At 63.7% G+C, this 18,175-nt stretch carries 14 protein-coding genes and 2 pseudogenes; 7 read left to right on the top strand and 9 right to left on the bottom strand.

Translation table 11 applies throughout. The features are described 5' to 3' along the window. Window positions 1-65 precede the first annotated feature (65 nt). From AAC691_RS12230 to AAC691_RS12220, 3 genes are read right to left on the bottom strand one after another with little or no spacing between them, the layout of a single operon-like run. Window positions 66-359, bottom strand: coding sequence for a type II toxin-antitoxin system RelE/ParE family toxin (locus tag AAC691_RS12230; protein ID WP_342627088.1), 294 nt, complete (start codon window positions 357-359; stop codon window positions 66-68). Next, on the bottom strand, window positions 346-600 hold the full coding sequence (locus AAC691_RS12225) for a type II toxin-antitoxin system ParD family antitoxin (protein ID WP_342627087.1): 255 nt from the start codon (window positions 598-600) through the stop codon (window positions 346-348). Before AAC691_RS12225 ends, AAC691_RS12230 begins: the two co-directional genes overlap by 14 nt. 51 nt (window positions 601-651) lie before the next feature. Next, complete coding sequence (locus AAC691_RS12220; protein WP_342627086.1) at window positions 652-1,875, bottom strand: tyrosine-type recombinase/integrase; 1,224 nt, start codon at window positions 1,873-1,875, stop codon at window positions 652-654. Between the two features lie 331 nt (window positions 1,876-2,206). Here AAC691_RS12220 and AAC691_RS12215 point away from each other — a divergent pair. The 4 genes from AAC691_RS12215 to AAC691_RS12200 all read left to right on the top strand — a co-directional run bounded on the left by AAC691_RS12215 (window position 2,207) and on the right by AAC691_RS12200 (window position 7,012). Continuing rightward, window positions 2,207-3,276, top strand: a protein-coding gene (locus AAC691_RS12215) for an IS630 family transposase (RefSeq protein WP_342627085.1) whose coding sequence is annotated in 2 segments (ribosomal slippage) — window positions 2,207-2,693 and window positions 2,693-3,276 — 1,071 coding nt in all. Because the reading frame shifts where the segments join, the coding sequence is not laid out codon by codon here. Between the two features lie 381 nt (window positions 3,277-3,657). Then, window positions 3,658-4,950: an IS21 family transposase gene (gene istA, locus AAC691_RS12210; protein ID WP_176639677.1), complete on the top strand. Its 1,293-nt coding sequence runs from the start codon at window positions 3,658-3,660 to the stop codon at window positions 4,948-4,950. Then, window positions 4,950-5,750 (top strand): IS21-like element helper ATPase IstB, encoded by an 801-nt coding sequence (istB, locus tag AAC691_RS12205; protein WP_342626975.1) that lies wholly within the window; start codon window positions 4,950-4,952, stop codon window positions 5,748-5,750. Before istA ends, istB begins: the two co-directional genes overlap by 1 nt. A 156-nt stretch (window positions 5,751-5,906) precedes the next feature. After that, window positions 5,907-7,012, top strand: a protein-coding gene (locus AAC691_RS12200; RefSeq protein WP_342627084.1) for an IS3 family transposase whose coding sequence is annotated in 2 segments (ribosomal slippage) — window positions 5,907-6,159 and window positions 6,159-7,012 — 1,107 coding nt in all. Because the reading frame shifts where the segments join, the coding sequence is not laid out codon by codon here. A 38-nt stretch (window positions 7,013-7,050) separates the two neighbouring features. On the opposite strand, the pseudogene AAC691_RS12195 reads toward AAC691_RS12200, so the two are convergent. From AAC691_RS12195 to AAC691_RS12180, 4 genes and pseudogenes are all read right to left on the bottom strand, one after another. Next, window positions 7,051-7,340 (bottom strand): annotated as a pseudogene (locus AAC691_RS12195) (transposase); the annotation flags it as partial. A gap of 28 nt (window positions 7,341-7,368) precedes the next feature. Continuing rightward, window positions 7,369-8,362, bottom strand: a pseudogene (locus tag AAC691_RS12190) (thiamine pyrophosphate-binding protein); the annotation flags it as partial. Window positions 8,363-9,080: 718 nt separating this feature from the next. Further along, window positions 9,081-9,236: a hypothetical protein gene (locus AAC691_RS12185; protein WP_323989579.1), complete on the bottom strand. Its 156-nt coding sequence runs from the start codon at window positions 9,234-9,236 to the stop codon at window positions 9,081-9,083. 65 nt (window positions 9,237-9,301) lie between these two features. Then, window positions 9,302-9,814: a ferritin-like domain-containing protein gene (locus AAC691_RS12180; protein ID WP_342627083.1), complete on the bottom strand. Its 513-nt coding sequence runs from the start codon at window positions 9,812-9,814 to the stop codon at window positions 9,302-9,304. Between the two features lie 257 nt (window positions 9,815-10,071). On the opposite strand from AAC691_RS12180, the gene AAC691_RS12175 reads away from it, so the two are divergent. From AAC691_RS12175 to AAC691_RS12165, 3 genes are all read left to right on the top strand, one after another. Continuing rightward, entirely contained in the window at window positions 10,072-10,527 is a 456-nt protein-coding gene (locus AAC691_RS12175; protein WP_342627082.1) for a hypothetical protein, read from the top strand. A gap of 171 nt (window positions 10,528-10,698) precedes the next feature. Next, window positions 10,699-11,256, top strand: coding sequence for a DUF892 family protein (locus AAC691_RS12170; RefSeq protein ID WP_342627081.1), 558 nt, complete (start codon window positions 10,699-10,701; stop codon window positions 11,254-11,256). Between the two features lie 115 nt (window positions 11,257-11,371). After that, complete coding sequence (locus AAC691_RS12165) at window positions 11,372-12,106, top strand: manganese catalase family protein (protein ID WP_342627080.1); 735 nt, start codon at window positions 11,372-11,374, stop codon at window positions 12,104-12,106. A gap of 71 nt (window positions 12,107-12,177) precedes the next feature. On the opposite strand, the gene AAC691_RS12160 is transcribed toward AAC691_RS12165, so the two are convergent. Together AAC691_RS12160 and AAC691_RS12155 are read right to left on the bottom strand one after the other, a co-directional pair. Then, complete coding sequence (locus AAC691_RS12160; RefSeq protein ID WP_342627079.1) at window positions 12,178-12,936, bottom strand: DUF72 domain-containing protein; 759 nt, start codon at window positions 12,934-12,936, stop codon at window positions 12,178-12,180. Between the two features lie 83 nt (window positions 12,937-13,019). Further along, window positions 13,020-17,852 carry an ATP-dependent helicase gene (locus AAC691_RS12155; protein WP_342627078.1) on the bottom strand — a complete coding sequence of 1,611 codons (4,833 nt, stop codon included), beginning with the start codon at window positions 17,850-17,852 and terminating at the stop codon, window positions 13,020-13,022. Window positions 17,853-18,175 lie beyond the last annotated feature (323 nt).

Below are 18,175 nucleotides of genomic sequence, written 5' to 3'. Positions count from 1 at the left end.
AGGATTAGCTTTTTATACCAGCTTGTCGAGCTGCGTAACTATCTGTGCTGTGAGCGTGAATGCGATCAGGAAAGCAGGGCTTCCCAATGTCGCTGTCGCGGGAGAAGCCGGACGATCAGCACGCCGTCTTCGTCAACCAGATAGACGATGTGGTGGGCCTGGTGACGGTGAAGCCTGATCGGTGGGTCAAATTCAGTGCGTTCGGGCGCCAGCCCAGGATGACGGGCGATCAACGCGAAGGTCGCGGCAAGCTGGGCATGATAGCGCTCCGCCTGGTCGACTCCGAATGCGTTCACGCCGTGCAGATAGATGCCGATGATGTCCTCGTCGGCCAGCCGGGTGGTTCTATAGCGCGTCATCCGCCGTCCCGGCAGCGGCCCGCGCGATCTCAAGAATCTGATCCATGGACCGGGGGCTGACCCCGCTGCGCAGGCCTGTGGTAATATGCTCCTGCAGTTCCGCGCGCGTGGTCCGCGTTTCCTGATCGCGCCGGATCAGGTCGCGGACATAGTCGCTGGCGTTGCTGTAGCGACCGGTCCGTGCCTGCGCTTCGACCCATTCCTTCATCGGGTCGGGCAGAGAGACATTCATCGTTGCCATATGAGCCTCCAATGAACGTCATATATGCCAATTATTGGCAATGATTGTCAATCATGCGGCAATTGCGGTCGTCGCTTCCTGGGCGATCCCCTCAACGGGAGCATCTGCTTCGGCTGACGGATCTTTTCGACCCGACAGGACCGTTGAAATGCGTTCCGCCACCTTGTCGGTCGAGATCCGGACGTTCTCCCGTTTCAAATGCGCGTACCGCGCGGTCGTCTTGATGTCGCTATGACCGAGCATCCGGCCAATCATGGTCAGATCCGCGCCCATCTCCAGCGCATCGGAGGCGAAGGAATGGCGCAGATCATGAATACGGACGCCGTCCAGGCCGGCCGCCTTGCGTATCCGTCGCCAGGGCTTCTGCAGGTCAGTCAGATGGCCGCCTTTCTTCCGACCGGTGATGACATAGGGATTATCCTTCACACGGAGGATGGACTTCAGCACCTCGACGGCAGCCTGTCCCAGCTGGACGATCTTGGCGCCGGTCTTGCTGTCCGGCAGCCGGAGTTCCGCGTGGTCGAGATAGACGTGATCCCATTGCAGGGTCTGAATTTCCCGAAGTCTGCATCCGGTGAGTGCCAGCAGGCGAATCGCCCAGACAGCTTCGGGCATATCCTCCGTGGCATCCAGCGTGGCGCCAAGCCGGGCGTACTCCTCCCCGGTGAGGTAGCGCTCTCTCTTCTCTTCCTTATACCGTCGCACGCCCCGGCAGGGATTGATGCCATCGGCGCGGATGCCCCACAAATCGGCAAGGCTGAACATCTTGGAGATTACGCCGAGCGTCCGGTTGGCCTGGTAGGGGATATGTCGCTGTTCGCCGTGGAAGTCGGCGATGTCGGCACGGGTGATGTCCGCCACGCGCCACGATCCGAATTTCGGCACGATGAACAGATCGACCGACCGCTTGTATTCCGCTTGCGTGGTCGGCTTCAGGTGGATGTCGACATACTCTTCCAGAAAGCGCTTGCCGAACTCCTTGACCCTCATCGACCGGCGTTCCTCGGCCCGCACATCCGCCGGGTTCTCGCCGTCATGAACCCGGGCCAGCACCTTGATGGCTTCCTCGCGGGCGAGATCCGCCGTCCATGGGCTGCCATGCTGCCCGATGGTATAGCGCCGCATCCGGCCGCCCGAGCGATAATGGATGACATAGACCTTGCGCCCCGATGGCCAGACCCGGACCGCGAAGGCGGGAATGCTGTCGTCCCACAGGAAATAGTCCTTCGCTGCCGGCTCCGCCGCCGTAATGGCGCGCTTGGTGATTTTGGGCATCCTTGCCTCCACCGCAGGAAACACATAGGAAACAGATGAGAGCGTAACCGGGCGTAGCGGGTACAAGATCTGCGTAGCGTTTCGGGTGGAAGTATCAAGAAAAATAAGGGTGTTAGCGTAGTCGAGCGTAGAACTGTCGGCTGGAGCGTAGCCGAGCGTAGGCCAGTTTTACTGACTCATAACCTGAAGGCCGCAGGTTCAAATCCTGCCCCCGCAACCATGAATCACGTTTGAAAACAAATGCTTATACCAAAGGACGTAGCCACTGACTCGTGTGTGAAGTGACGAACGGCGCCGGCTCTGATTCTCTTGATGCGGGAGGATCTGGCTGATGACGGCGGCGGTAAAGCTACGAGATGACTATTCGGCCTCTGATCTGAGGCGACTTGCGGCGCGCAGCCAGCAGGCGAACGCTGCGCGCCGGCTTCTGGCCCTGGCGGCGATCCGTGACGGGTCCAGCCGGACGGATGCGGCCCGCGTAGGCGGCATGGATCGCCAGACATTGCGAGACTGGGTTCATCGCTTCAATGCCGAAGGACCCGATGGCCTGCGCGATCATCAGCACGCGGGGCCAGCCTGCCGATTGAACGGGGCACAGCAGGCCGAATTGAAGGCCCTGGTCGAGGCGGGCCCGGATCGGCAGCGCGATGGCGTGGTGCGCTGGCGCCGGGTCGATCTGCAACGCGTGATCGAGGAGCGCTTCGGCGTCGTCTACCACGAGCGGCACGTGTCCACTCTGCTGAAACGGCTTGGTTTTTCCCATGTCAGCGCCCGGCCACGCCATCCGGGTCAGGACGCTGGCGTCATGGAGGCGTTTAAAAAAACTTCCCCCGCATCCTGAACGCCCATATCGGCCATCTGCCTAAGGGCAAGCCGATCGAGATCTGGTTCCAGGACGAGGCCCGGATCGGCCAGAAGAACGGGATCGTCCGACAATGGGCCCGGCGCGGCACGCGGCCACGCCAGCCGGCCGACCAGCGCTACGAGAATGCCTGGTTGTTCGGGGCGATCTGCCCGGCGCGCGGCAAAGCCGCCGGCTTGGCGCTACCGTTCATCGGCACGGCCGGCATGCAACTGCATATCGAGGAAATCTCACGCTGCGTCGCCCGCGGTGCCCACGCTGTCGTGCTGCTCGATCGCGCAGGATGGCATACCACCGACAAGCTGAAGCTGCCCCGCAATATCAGCCTGATCTTCCTGCCGTCCCGCGCTCCCGAACTGAACCCGGTCGAGAATATCTGGCAGTTCCTTCGCGCCAACTGGCTGTCCAACACCGTCTTCGACGGCGTCGAGCACATCATCGACGCCGCCTGTTCCGCCTGGAACAATCTCGCCGCCCTCCCGGAAACCATCCGATCCATCGGACTCAGAAAATGGGCTCACACAAGTCTGTGTCTATAACCGTTGGTATTAGGCCGCCTCATGGGCGGCCTTCGGCGTTCATGGCACCCCAACCGGAAGCATATAGGAAGCAGCCGGAAGCGAATTCCCGTGTAATAGGCGCGTGCGAAGTGGCGTCGAAGGGGGCGGGCGCGAATCGGACACGGCTTCTTCTACAAGAGGGCCGACCCAAGATCGGACTTTGAAACGGAATCGACGATAAAATCTGTCACGGTGCGGATCGATGTCGAATGTTTCAGATCCGCGTGGACGACGAGCCAGATTTCCCTTGAAAACGCATCGCCGTCGAAAGGTAGGCGTTCCAAGTGTCAGGCGAAGTGAGAAAGTGACCCCCTGTCGCAATGAGGAACTGACCCCCCTTCGTTTTTGAAAGGGGCACCGATGACGGAAGAAAAGAGCATGATTTCCGCATTGTCTGGAACGATGCGGGGAACGGGGATGCTGCAACCCGAGGAGGTTGCCGCGATGATGCGGCTGCACGGGCTTGGCTGGGGAGCCAAGCGGCTGGCGCGGGAGTTTGGCTGTTCGCGGAACACGGCGCGACGATATGTCCGTGCTGGCGGGGCGATCGCGTATCGGCAGCCTGAGCGGCGGTCGGCGTTCGATGGTCTGGACGATTGGCTTCGGGAGCGGTTCTTCCGGCACGACGGCAATGCCGACGTGATCCGCCAGGAACTGGCGAGCGAGCATGGGATCGTCATTGGGCTTCGCTCGGTCGAGTTGAAGGTCCGGCCGTGGCGGCGGGAGTTATTGGCCCGGAAGCGGGCGACGGTTCGCTTCGAGACGCCGCCTGGGCGGCAGTTGCAGATCGATTTCGGCGAGACGCGGGTGTGGATCGGCGATGAGCGGCTGCGGGTGTATCTGTTCGTGGCGACGCTCGGCTATTCGCGCCGCCTGCATATCCGCGCGTCGCTGAGGCAGGGACAGGCGGACTGGTTCGCGGGCATGGAGGGCGCATTCCTGCGGTTCGGCGGGGTTCCGGCGGAGATCCTGCTCGATAATGCCAAAGCTCTGGTCGAGCATCACGACGCGACGACGCGGGAGGTTCGTTTCAATGGGCGGCTGCACGCCTTTGCGCGGTATTGGGGCTTTGCGCCGCGTGCCTGCGCGCCGTATCGCGCCCGGACCAAGGGCAAGGACGAGCGCGGGGTCGGCTACGTCAAGAAGAACGCGGTCGCGGGACGGCGTTTCGCGAACTGGGCGATGTTCGAGGCGCATCTTGACCAATGGACGCGCGAGATTGCCGACCGGCGCGTGCATGGCACGACGGGCGTTGCACCGTCGGAGCGTTTCGCCGGCGAGGCCGAGGCCCTGCGCCCGCTCGGTGGACGCGCGCCGTTCGGCCAGTTGCGCGATCTGGTGCGCAAGGTTCAGGCCGATTGCGCGATCGACCTGGACACCAACAGCTACTCCGTGCCGTGGCGGCTGATCGGCGAGAGCGTCCAGATTGTGGTGCTGGGCGGACGCGTCGTCGTGCGTCATGCCGGGCAGGTCGTGGCGGATCATCCGCTTTGCGCGGGACGCCGGCAGCGGATCGTCGATCGCTCCCATCTCGCCGGCGTGGTCGGCGGACCGGCCGCGAACGGCCCATCACTTGCCGGGCTACCGACCCCGTTGCCCGACCTGCTCCGGCCGCTGGCCGAATATGAGGCTGTCGCGGGAGGGGCCTGGTGATGGCGGGCGTGGACCATGCGGCATTGGTCGGGATGCTGGACCGGCTCAAGCTGACGGCGATCCGCGACCAGCTGGACACGCTGCTCGACGAGGCGGCGCGCTCGGACATGACGTTACGCGAGGCACTGGCATTCCTGGTCGGGCGCGAGATCGCGCGACGCGACGAGCGCCGCATCGCCATGGCGAGCAAGATGGCGCAGTTCCCGTTCGTGCGGGAACTCGACGGCTTCGAGTTCGACGCCCAGCCGTCCCTCGATCCCCGGCAGGTCCGCGATCTGGCCGAGTGCCGCTGGGTCGCGCACGGCGATACGATCCTGCTGCTGGGGCCGCCGGGAACGGGGAAGACGCATCTGGCCGTGGCGCTCGGGCGCGAGGCGATCCGGCGAAACTACAGCGTGCAGTTCGTCACCGCCGCGACATTGGTCGCCATGCTGGCCAAGGCGCATGCGGACGGCGCGCTGGACAAGCAACTGGCGCTCCTATCGCGACCGAAGCTGCTGATCATCGACGAACTGGGCTATCTGCCGTTCGAAGCCAACGCCGCGCATCTGTTTTTCCAGCTCGTCTCAAGGCGCTACGAGCGCGGCTCGATCCTGCTGACCTCCAATCGCTCGGTCGGAGAATGGGGCGAGGTCTTCGGCGACCCGGTGGTGGCCACCGCCATCCTGGACCGCCTGCTGCACCATTCCACCGTGATCACCATCCGCGGCGACAGCTACCGTCTGCGGGAGAAACGACGCTCCGGCCTTCTGCAGAAGGCCGGAGCGTCCATCAGAGAAGCCGAGACAACCACTTCATGACGGGGTCAGTTCCTCGCTTCGCCAAAGGGGTCAGTTCTTCAATTCGTTTGACACATGTCCACGAGTTCGCGTTTGCTGACGTGCTCCCCGAAAATTGGACCAGTTCGAGTTGGAATTTTCCACTTATGATCCCGTGCTCGGGATGAGGAGAGTTCCATGAAGGCATCGAAGTTCACCGAGGCGCAGATCGCGTTTGTTCTGAAGCAGGCCGAAGGGGGAGCGTCGGTCGCCGAGGTCTGCCGCAAGGCGGGCATTTCGGATGCGACGTTCTACAATTGGCGGAAGAAATATGCGGGTCTGATGCCGTCCGAGATGAAGCGGCTGCGGGTGCTTGAAGAGGAAAACGCCAAGCTGAAGCGGATCGTGGCGGACCTGTCGCTTGATAAGGCGATGCTGCAGGACGTGCTGTCAAAAAAGCTTTAAGGCCTGCGCGCAAACGCGAACTCGTGGACATGCTGCAGGGCGACTGGAAAGTCTCGACACGACGCGCCTGCGCGGTGCTGCGGATCGACCGCTCGCTCTATGTCTACAAGTCGAAGCGTGGCACGCAGGCCGAACTGACACAGAAGATCCGCGAGATCTGTGAAACGCGCGTTCGCTATGGCTATCGGCGCGTTCATGTCCTGTTGAAACGCGATGGCTGGGCGGTCAATCCGAAGCGGATCTATCGGCTTTACAAGGAGTTGGGCTTGCAGTTACGCAACAAGGTGCCCAGGCGCCGGGTCAAGGCGAAGGTGCGCGAGGATCGCCGTCCGGCCGCCCATAATAACGACACCTGGGCCATGGATTTCGTGCACGACCAGCTAGCGACGGGCCGCAAGATCAGGATCCTGACGGTGATCGACACTTTCTCCCGCTTCTCGCCGGCGACCGATCCACGGTTCAGCTATCGTGGCGAGGATGTCGTCCAGACGCTGGAGCGGATCTGTGCGCAGATGGGTTACCCAAAAAGCATCCGGGTCGACCAGGGCACGGAGTTCGTCAGCCGGGATCTGGATCTCTGGGCGTATCAGAAGGGGGTCGTGCTCGACTTCTCCCGCCCCGGCAAACCGACCGACAACAGCTTTATCGAGTCCTTCAACGGGAAATTCCGGGCTGAGTGCCTGAACACGCACTGGTTCATGAGCCTTGACGACGCCCGGGCAAAAATGGAGGCTTGGCGTCAGGACTACAACGAGGTCCGCCCACACAGTGCCATCGGCAATAAACCGCCGATATCGCTGCTCAATAGCTTGCCGGCGTGCTTGCCGGTCGAGCCCTAACCCCGGGAATTTCCAGCTCGCCCTGGCCTAAGATCGGGGAGCACTTTATTGCGCGCAGGCCTTAAAGCTTTTTTGACAGCACGTCCTGCAGCATCGCCTTATCAAGCGACAGGTCCGCCACGATCCGCTTCAGCTTGGCGTTTTCCTCTTCAAGCACCCGCAGCCGCTTCATCTCGGACGGCATCAGACCCGCATATTTCTTCCGCCAATTGTAGAACGTCGCATCCGAAATACCCGCCTTGCGGCAGACCTCGGCGACCGACGCTCCCCCTTCGGCCTGCTTCAGAACAAACGCGATCTGCGCCTCGGTGAACTTCGATGCCTTCATGGAACTCTCCTCATCCCGAGCACGGGATCATAAGTGGAAAATTCCAACTCGAGCTGGTCCAATTTTCGGGGAGCACGTCAACGTCCATCGGATAGCGCAGGGAAAGATTGGCGCCGTCGATATCGACCTGCACGCCGCGCGCCGCGCCCGGCTTGGGCAGGAATTCGCTGTAGGGAAAGGATGAGCCGACCATCAGCAGCGTGTCGCATCCCTGCATCAGTGCCCAGGATGGCTGGGTGCCCAGCAGGCCGATCGATCCGGTGACGAAAGGCAGGTCGTCGGGCAGGGCGGCCTTGCCCAGCAGGACCTTGGCCACGTCAGCCTCCAGCATCTCGGCCACCGCCAGCAGTTCGTCGGTCGCGTCCAGCGCGCCCGCGCCGGCCAGGATTCGCGACCCGGCGTCCTTCGTTCAACACCGCCGCGGCACGGTGCAGGGCTGCGTCGTCCGGCACCATGGCCGTGTCGGGAAAGCCTGTCCCGGTGTGGGTCGCGCCATGCGCCACCGGCGGGTCGGCATAGGGCAATTCCTGCAGGTCATTCGGCAGGATCACGCAGGTCGGTGCCCGTTGGGCGGCGGCGGTCCGCACTGCCTGGTCGATCAGGTGCCGTACCTGCGACGGTACGGAGGCGGTGGCGACGAATGCGCCGGCCACGTCCTTGAACAGGCATTGCAGGTCGATTTCCTGCTGGTACTGCGCACCGATCGCCGATCGCGCCTGTTGTCCGACCAGGGCGACGACCCCGACATGGTCCAGCTTGGCGTCGTACAGGCCATTGAGAAGGTGGATGGCGCCCGGTCCCGACGTGGCGTAGCAAAGGCCGATCTGTCCGGTGAACTTGGCGTGCGCGCAGGCCATGAAGGCTGCCATTTCCTCGTGCCGGACCTGGACGTATTCCATGCCCAGGTCCAGCATCTTCTGCAGCGCGACGTCCAGACCGCCGACGCCGTCGCCGGGATATCCATAGACGCGGCGCAATCCCCATTCGCAAAGACGACGCCAGACGAACTCGCTTACATTCATGGGATCGATCCTTGTCGAGGCCGGATCCGTACGGGCGGGCCGTCAGCCCCGCAGCGTCAAGGGCCGGTCCATATCGCCGGGCAGCAGGCACTGGCTGGACCGCGTGAACCGCCACGCGCGGATGCGGACGGCGCCAGAACACGTCGAAACGCTCCGCCGGCCATGTCCGTTTTTCGGGAATGTCCGCCAGGGCGTCCGGCGCGATCGCGCTTGCCGGGGCCGGCAGGCCTTCACGCTCCCAGTAGACCAGATGCACGCCCGGCGGCCGGCGCAATACGGTCTGTTCCGGCCGGCGGCTGTGGCCCCCATCCTTGCGAAAAGCGGAGGCGAGGATTCTGTCGGGCGTCGGCAAGGACGCCTGGACGCACGGGTCGCTGCCCAGCAACAGGGCAAGCGCGCCCGCGGGTTGCCAGCCCCGGGCGCCGAGTGCGTGTTCGTCCGGGCGGCCGGTGGGGGACAGGCCGATTTCGTCGCGCGCCTTGTCCGGCTTTTCGGCATGCCGCATCAGGACGATTTCGGCCTCGGCCATCGCAGGTCCCCTTTGCGTAGGTTTCGGACTGTGCCTGTGACGCGGGCGTACCGGGAAAAGCCCGTCGGTTTCCGCATGACCGCGAAAGTCATCGGCCAGTCGGAGGGCCCGGAATCAACGGTGCGGCGGATCAGGGGTTGCTGGATCGCCGTATCGCCATCGGCCCAGACGCACCACAGCCCGAACACGCTACGCCGACCATGCGCCCGCGCGACCATCTCCCTCCAGCATAAGGTCCGCGGCGATCACAACGTCGAGGCCGAAGGCGATCGTGAACGGCAGCGGCGCCGAGGCCGCCAAATGCGTAACCAGCCAGTGGAGATGTTGGCTGTCACGTTCATACATCGCGACGCTGACGTGTCCTGCATCGCCGTCGCGTCCTGCCCCGGCGGCATGGTGAGGTCGAGCGCCTATCGCTTCGCGCTGCCGGTTTCTGTGCTGTCGCGGGTCAGGAACAGCCCCACTGTTTCCGGCAGGGCCTGCGCCAGCCATTCGGCCATGGCCTTTTCCTCCTCCAGGATCTGCGCGCAGACGTCACGCGTCTGGATGTCGCCGCAGAACTCGGCGGCGGCGATCAGCGCCACGTAAGCGGACACTTCGAAATGTTCGAAGGCGTAGCTCGCCATGGAGCCCTTGATCACTTCGTCCGCCATCAGCGAGCCGCCCAGACCCTGCAGCATGGCCATGAGCTTTCCGCCCGTATCCTTGAGGCCGGACGGGCTGCTGCCGTGGCGTTCGATACAGCCGCGGATCAGGGTGGCCTGGCGGCGTGTCTCCTCCAGGTGCTGCCGAATTTTTTCCTGCAGGATAGGATAATTTTCAAGGCGGGCAGCCTGGGCCTGCAGCATCTTTTCTGCCTGTTCTTCCATGGCATGCGCGTCGCGCAGCCAGTCAAGCAGGTGCCCGGATGGCGTCTTGCTCATGGCTCGGATTCCTTTGCAACGGGCTGCCGGAATTCGTCCGGCAGTCAGACAAGACGCCACGTTCACAGATGTTGCATGTCTACGCCGCAAGCTTGCGTGAAGAGATCGTCAAATTTATCTGTTCCATTGGCTCATTTGTACTCTCACTGGGACGTGTTCCGGACGTTGGAGATTTTTCCTGTCTCTTGGGGACCGGACTGCCATATGCGGGAGGTGTCCCGGACAGGGGGAAATCATCATGCGCGCGTTGACACGGCATGCAGGAACAGATCCTGGCCATGACCAAGGGAGCCGGGCCGGACGCCGTTATCGAAGCAGTGGGGCTGGAAAGCCACGGCGCGACCACGGCCCAGAGCGTGGCCTCGGCGGTGATGGGTGCCGTGACCAGTTTCGAGCGGCCTTTTGCCTTGAACCAGGCAATCCTGGCCTGCCGTCCAGGCGGAACAGTGTCCATGCCGGGGGTCTTCGTCGCCCAGGTCGGTCCCATCGCCCTGGGCGCGCTGATGCAAAAGGGCCTGACCCTGCGTACGGGGCAGACGCACATGCTGCGCTATATGCGGCCGCTTCTGGATCTTATCCTTGCCGGCCGGTTGCGGTCGGACAGCATTATAACCCATCGTGCAAAACTTGAAGATGGTCCGGAACTGTACGAGGCTTTTCGTGCAAAACGGGAAGGATGCATAAAGGTGATGATGACGCCTCACGCTGGGTAGCGATATACCGCATTCCTCCTTTCCGATCCTGTTCCACAGGACGAAAAACTAAACCAGCGCCGAGACGAAACTCCACCCGAACGGGGGTTGTTAGCAGCCACGGATCCTTTTTCGAGCGGGCGGTGAGTGTCGGAGGCGCTTCGGCCGTAGTCGGGATCTGTTCCGATCCAGATGGCAAAAAACGAAGTGGAAGACATCATGTCGACAAGAGAAAAGACATTGTCTGATGCGTTTTATGAAACGCTGAAAGATATCTATTTCGCTGAAAAGCAGATCGTAAAGGCATTGAAGAGGTCCGAGCGCGTGGCGCAGGAACCGGAGTTGCGGGAGGCGTTCGAGACTCACCGCAGCGAAACGATGCAGCATATCGAGCGCTTGAATCAGGTCTTCGAAATTATCGGCAAGGCCCCGCGCTCCAAGACCTGCGAGGCAATGCAGGGAATTCTTGCCGAAATGGAGGATGATCTGGAAGAGTTTGGTGGATCGGAAGCGTCCGACGCGGTACTAATCGGCACCGCTCAGGCGATCGAGCATTATGAAATCACCCGCTACGGCACGCTGAAGACATGGGCGGCCGATCTTGGCCTTTCAGACGCGGAAAAGTTGCTGGATGAAACACTGGGCGAGGAAAAGCGGACCGATTCTCTGCTTTCCGAAATCGCTCAACAGATCAACAATCCGCAGGCCAGTGCTCACCAGCCGGAGCGTGAGACGGAAGGGAATACCTAGCAATCAGGTTGAAACACGTTCTTGGCCAGATCCAGGCCGATGATGGCAACGCCCTTTCTGGACTGCGAAACCCACCGGGGGAAAACGTTATATTTAGAAGATATAGGAATGTGTTATGTACCATCATGTAAAAAAGCTGATGTATACAGTGCGGATCGGTGAAGCCGATCCGAGATTCGGTGCCATGCTTCTGGAGCAATTTGGCGGGGCGAACGGCGAGCTGGCCGCGGCGATGCAATATTCGATTCAGGGCATTAACACGGATGATCCGATGCTGAAGGATCTGCTGATGGATATCGGCACCGAGGAATTGAGTCACCTGGAGGTGATCGGCACGCTGGCTCGCATGCACCTCAAGCCGATGAAAACGTCGCGGGAGGACGCTGACGCCGACCCGCTGCTCGCCATCACCGGGGGGAGTGGTGTCAATCTGTTTAACTCCCGAGGCAATGCGTGGACGGCTGATTACCTGAAGATCACCGGGCAGCCAGAGGTAGACCTTCGTAACAATATCGCGGCGGAGGCCCGTGCGAAGATCACCTATGAGCGGTTGATCGATTTTTGTGACGACCAGGGCACACGGGATGCGCTGCAGTTCCTGATGACTCGTGAAATCACGCATATGAAGGCCTTCATGCTGGCATTGGACAGCCTGGGCTTGTCGCCTCTGGAGATCGGCTCGCTTCAGCCCACTCCGGATCTGGTGGACCAATATTTCAATGATTCGACCGACGAAGATGGAGACGGTTCTGCGGACATGGCCGGCTCCTTGTCGAGTAAAGGGGGATTCAAGTGTATAGACAGCCCTGCATTCCATCCTGAACTGATGGCGGTGGACGGACCGAACTGACACGAGTCCGTCCACGATGATGTCGCGGGAGCCGATAAGGAAGACGGCTCCCGCGCATGCGGTTTCGCCTGCTAACGGCAACTGACCAATTCGTCTCCGACTTCGTATTCAATCACAGTTTCGGTAAGCTGAAACGCGTTCTGGGTGGCTGCGCCATAGATGGTGTTGTCGTAGATCGTCCAAACATCGGCGCCGCACGTGGCGAGCGAAGCAACGACTTTCGCATGAGCTTCAATAGCCTCTTTCCCATAAATTGACTCGTAGATGCGAGGGGAGCCGTGCAGCCGAAAATAGGCGAGGCCGCTCCAGCCTCCGGGTTGCGCCGCAAGCAATGGTTTGGCCGGATCCGCCGCGACCCGTGACACTTGCTGCCTCCCTAACATGTGGTCGACCTCCGGCTGGAACCAACTGGCATGTCTCGGCTCCAAAACGACAGATCCAGTGACCGTGGCCTTCAGCTCATTGATGAATCGTTCGGTGATGTCGCCGGCGTAGGCGAAACTCGGAGGAAGCTGAACCAGGACGGGACCACGCTTGTCGCCCAAGCCGCTCGTTTCCTCGGCAAAGCGTTCGATGAGCGCCCGACAATCGATCAAGCGGCGCTCATGCGTGATCGTTTTGGGCAGCTTGACGGAGAAGCGGAATTCGGGCGGCACGCTTGCTGCCCAGCGCTCATAGGTCGTGCGCCGGTGCGGTCGATAGAAGCTGCTATTGATCTCGACAGCTGAAAAGCGCGCGCCATAACGTTCAAGGTGCGTGCCGACCGAGGGAAATCGCTGGGTAAGCGCGGACGGGATCGACCAACCAGCGACGCCGATGCGAATGGACATGAGCGGCTTCTCCTATGACCGGACGACGACGGATCTCAGCTCCCAGCTTGCGATTCCTGCCAGCCGATCTCGAGGCTGCCGCGTTATTGATGCCAGCTCAGGCCCTTCGGCACCATTGAGAAACCGCAGGCGCGCAGGGCAGCGTCCAGCTTCGTCGTCCTCACGGGACGGTCGTCAACCATTTCAAGCGTGAACATGAGATGCTTCTCGCGCTTAAGCGCGGCGGCGAGCGCTGCAAGACTGGTGCTGAGGACGGGGGCGAGGGCGGGATCATCCGCATCGATATAAGTCAGCAGGTTACGGCCGCCCTGCGTAAGATAGAATACGAGGCGTTCAGCGGCGATCACGACGAACGCGCCGCCGCGGCGGGTCGGGCGGATCGCGGATCGGTGCGGCGGCCATGGCAGAATCATGCCGAAGGGGTTGGCCGGATCGCCAGCCGAAAGCGCGACCGGAACGGGATCGGCGGAACGCATGTCCGCGAGTTCGCGGAGCCGGTCGACGGTCGCACGTTCCGCGAACTGGGCGGCCCCCAGCCCTTCGACGAAGCGGCCGCGCACGATCTGCCCCGCATCCTCCATGCTCCGGAAAAGCGGCTGGAGCGCGGGGAAGCCGCCCGGCACGTCTTCCGCGACGGCCGCGCCGCGTGTGACGATGCCGTACCGGTCGAGAAGCCCCTCGACCAGCGCCAGTGTACGGGCGGTGTCGCTGGCCGATTCGCGGGGCAGCAGCGACCAGCGGCCCGCCAGGGTCGGATCGCCCCGTGCACCGGATGTCGAAGCACCGGTTGTCCTCGGTTGCGCGAACGAGGACAATCCGCGAAGCCCCCTGCGTCGCCGCGACAGGTGAATCGGACGGTGCGGCGCGCGTGTGCCCGTGCGAGCCCGTAGCGGCGACCAGCTGTCGCTGGTGATATATCCGGCCCAGGCAAGGTCCCAGAGCGCCGTAGCGAGATCGGACGCCGGGACCAGCGGACCATCGTCCCTGGTCCCGACCGATCCTTCCGCCAATCGGGCGGGCGCCAATGTCGCAAGCTGGCGTGCGAAATAGGCTCCGCCATCGGCGAGAACATCGAGGATCGCTCGCTGAAGCGGCGACAGGGCCGCTGCGTCATCAGCGCCTGCTGTGGGCGGCAGAGTTTCGGCGGCGAATTCTCGCGGATGCAAAGAGATCAGGCCGTCTTCCCCGCTGAGCTTGCCATGGCCGCACCACAGGACCGTCTCGATGGAGATCAGTTCGTCCAGCATGGCCGGGGTGTAGTTGTGCACGCGGGCACGCAGGATCTGGTTCTCCCACACCGAGGCCGGCAAAGGCACGCCGGCGAGTTGTTCGATAACGCGGGCGACACCGTCGATGCCCGTGAGGGCTCCCCCCTCCGTATGCCTGGGATGCAGCGCGGCCTGCCCGACGGACAGGGGAACAAGGCCGTGGCGTTCCAGTAGCAGGCGTACATAGGTTTCTCTGGTGGCCGGGCGGGTCGCCTCGCGCGCGGCCTTTAGCGAGCGCAGCCGCAGGCGCCGGAACACGTCGTCCGCTATCCATTCGTGGCCAGCCAGCGGATTAGGCATGGGGGGATTGCGCATCGAGGGATCGGCGCCCGCGGACTCCTCCTGCGCTTCCAGCCGGCGCTCGACGCCGAAATTCCCCTTGAGCAGCTTGCCCTGCGCGCGCAGCCGTTCCAGTGCCGCGTCGGCGACCGTGACGCCGAGCCCGAAACGGACTGCGATCGCGTTCGTCGTGAACGGTCCATGGGTGCGCGCATATCGCGCGACCAGATCGCCGAGCGGGTCGGCGGCCGGCTGCAGGAAGATGTCGGGCAGACCGGCCGGCAGCGTCACGCCGAGCGCGTCGCGCACGCGGGCGGCGTCCTCGACGGCGGTCCAGCACGCTCGGCCTGCGATCGCCACCCGGATGAGGCGGCGCTCGGTCGCGAGTGTGGCGAGACAGGCTTCGGCGTTGCCATCCGTGAGGCGCCCCACGACCTCCTCTGCCGACAAGGGGCCGAGTTCGCGCACGAGATCGGCCACGCCCTCCTTCCCCTTCGCCCGATAAGCCGGTGCCAGGCGCTGCAACTCATTCTCGACCTGGTCAACGACCAGGGGATCGAGAAGTGTCCCAAGATCGACTTCGCCGAGAAGTTCGGCGAGCAGCCCACTGTCCAGAGACAGCACCGAGGCGCGTCGCTCGGCGATCGGCGCGTCCGTCGCATACATGAATTCGGCAACGTATCCGAACAGAAGGTCCGCCGCGAACGGCGACGGAATTTCGGTTGTCACCTCCACGATCCGAATCGCGCCATCCGCGAGCCGGCGCGCCAGGCTGTCGAGTGCTGCGAGGTCATACACGTCCCGCAGGCATTCGCGGGCGGTCTCGATCAGGATCGGAAAATCCGGATGGTCCCGCACGATCTCCAGCAACTGGCCGGCGCGCAGCCGCTGCTGCCACAACGGGGAGCGATGGCCGGGCGCACGGCGCGGCAGAAGCAGCGCGCGAGCGGCGCATTCCCGAAAGCGGGCAGCGAACAATGCCGAGCCGCCCACGGCTTCTGTCACAATGCCCCTGAGTTTGTCCGGGTCGAAGAGGAACAGTTCCGCCCCCGGCACCTGTCCAGCGGTATCGGGCAGGCGGGCGACGATGCCGTCGTCACTGGCCACTACCGAAGGGTCGACACCGAACCGGCGCCGGACGCGCGCCGCGATCGCCAGCGCCCAGGGATCGTGCACGCGGCGCCCATAGGGCGAGTGCAGGATGACCCGCCAGTCGCCGGCCTCGTCGCGGCAGCGCTCGACCACCAGCGTCCGATCCGTCGGCAGCACGCCGGTCGCCGCACGCTGCGCGTCGACGAGCGCACGCATGTTGGCGATCGCGTTCGTGTTCAGCCCGGCCGCCCGCAGCCTCGTCGCCGGCGGGGGAACGGTATCGTCGTCTCCGGTTTCTTCGCGTATTCCGGCGTCGAGCGCGGCCAGGAAGGCGCCGATCGCTTCCCCCAGTTCGGCGGGCCGCCGCACGCCATCGCCGTGCCAGAAAGGTAGCCGGGCCGAGCGGCCCGGCGCCGGCGTCACGATAACCTGGTCGTTGGTGATCTGTTCGATGCGCCAGGACGTCGTGCCGAGTGTGATGATGTCGTTCACCCGGGATTCGTAGACCATCTCTTCATCGAGTTCCCCGACGCGGCGCGACCCGGCCCGTTCCTCGCCCTCAGGGAGGACGACGGCAAACATTCCCCGGTCGGGAATGGTGCCGCCGCTCGTGACGGCAAGCTGCAAGGCGCCGGGACGCGGCGTCAGGACCCCGGTCTCGCGGTTCCAGACCAGGCGGGGGCGGAACGCGGCGAAATCGTTGGAGGGATAGCGCCCGGCGAGCATGTCGAGCGTCGCATCGAACGCGCCGCGCGGCAGGGTCCGGAAAGGCGCGGCGCGGCGCACCGCCGCATACCAGTCCTCGACGGCCACGGGTGAGACTGCGACCGCCGCCACCGTCTGCTGGGCCAGCACGTCGAGCGGGTTGCGAGGCGGGTCGATCGCCTCGATACGGCCGGCGCGCATGGATTCGACGGTTACGGTGGCATCGACCAGATCGCGCCGCGTGCGGGGATAGACCAACCCGGATGACGCGCCGCCGACCTGATGGCCGGCGCGGCCCACCCGTTGCAGGCCACTCGCCACCGATGGGGGCGCTGCAACCTGGATCACCAGATCGACCAGCCCCATATCGATGCCGAGTTCCAGGCTCGACGTCGCGACGACGCAGCGTAGATCGCCGGATTTGAGGGCGTCTTCGATCTCGCGGCGCTGCTCTTTCGAGACCGAGCCATGATGCGAGCGCGCGAGCAGCGGCGGCACGCCCGTCGATCGCTTTTCGGTGCTGCCGGAGGCCGACGCGTAATGGACGGGCGGCTCGGCATTCGGCATGAGCGGCGCGTCTTGCGCGAATCGCTCGGCATAGAGTTCGTTAAGCCTTGCCGTGAGCTTCTCGGCAAGGCCGCGCGAATTGGCGAAGACGATCGTCGCGCGCTGGGCCAGGATCTTCTCGAAGATGCTGGCTTCGACATGAGGCCAGATCGAGCCGCCTCGTACGCTCCGTTCCTCATCGCCGGCCTGGCCGCCCGATGCCGCCAGGTCGCCCATGTCCTTGACCGGCACCACGATCTTCAGATCGAGCCGGCGGCTCGAGGGCGGATTCACGACCGTGACCGGCTGCGCCCCACCCAGGAATTGCGCCACCCGATCGACCGGACGCACGGTCGCCGACAATCCGATCCGCTGGGCTGGTGTGGCCAGCAGCGCGTCCAGACGCTCCAGGCTCAGCGCCAGATGCGCACCGCGCTTGGTGTCGGCCACCGCATGAACCTCGTCGACGATCACGGCCTGTATGCCACGCAGCGTCTCGCGCGCCTTCGAGGTCAGCATCAGATAGAGTGACTCGGGCGTAGTGATGAGAATATCGGGAGGGCGGCGCAGCAGCCCCGCCCGTTCGGCCGCAGGGGTATCGCCGGTGCGCATGCCGACAGTGATTTCAACGGGTGCGTCACCGCGCCGCTCCCGCTCCACTCCAACGCCATGGAGCGGGATTCGCAGATTGCGCTGCACGTCGGCGCCGAGCGCTTTGACCGGCGAGATGTAGAGAATGCGTGTCGCCGCCCTTGCTTCGGGCGTCGTTGACTCGGGTGCCGCCTCTGCGGCGGTCTCCGCCTCGCGCTCGCGGAAAAGCCGGTCGATCGCATGCAGGAATGCGGCCAGGGTCTTGCCCGAACCGGTCGGCGCGATCACCAGTGCGTTTTCCCCGGCGCCGATGACCGCCCAGGCTGCCGCCTGCACCGCGGTCGGACACGCGAACGCCGCGTCGAACCATGCGCGGGTCGCGGAGGCGAACCTTGCAAGCGGGTCGGCGTTCGGGGTTTTCCTTCGGGGCGTCATTCCGCAGGTTCTTTCTGCTTTTCAGCGGCAGCCTTGGTCGTTCAATCCACAGGAGCAGTTTGTCACAAACGCGTCTACGCGACTTCAAAAGATTTGGCGTCGAACGGGTCGATCCGTGGAGCGATTGAGCGGCCGGCTGCGACGGCGGCGGCGGTGGCTGGATGGAGCATGGCCGGATGCTCGGCACGGTGGCGCCCTGTCCGTCAGCTTCCGGTGAGGGCGACCACGCTCACGGGCGTAGCACTCCGAGGGGCACAGCGCAGTCGGGAACGGCAATCCCCCACCCGTCCGGTCCATGAGGTCGGCGCAAGAAGCATGAAAGC

Source organism: Nguyenibacter vanlangensis (assembly GCF_038719015.1).
GTDB classification, from domain to species: Bacteria; Pseudomonadota; Alphaproteobacteria; order Acetobacterales; family Acetobacteraceae; genus Gluconacetobacter; species Gluconacetobacter vanlangensis.
The sequence above is the reverse complement of the archived record's forward strand: the minus strand, read 5'-3'. Positions and strand labels throughout refer to the sequence as shown.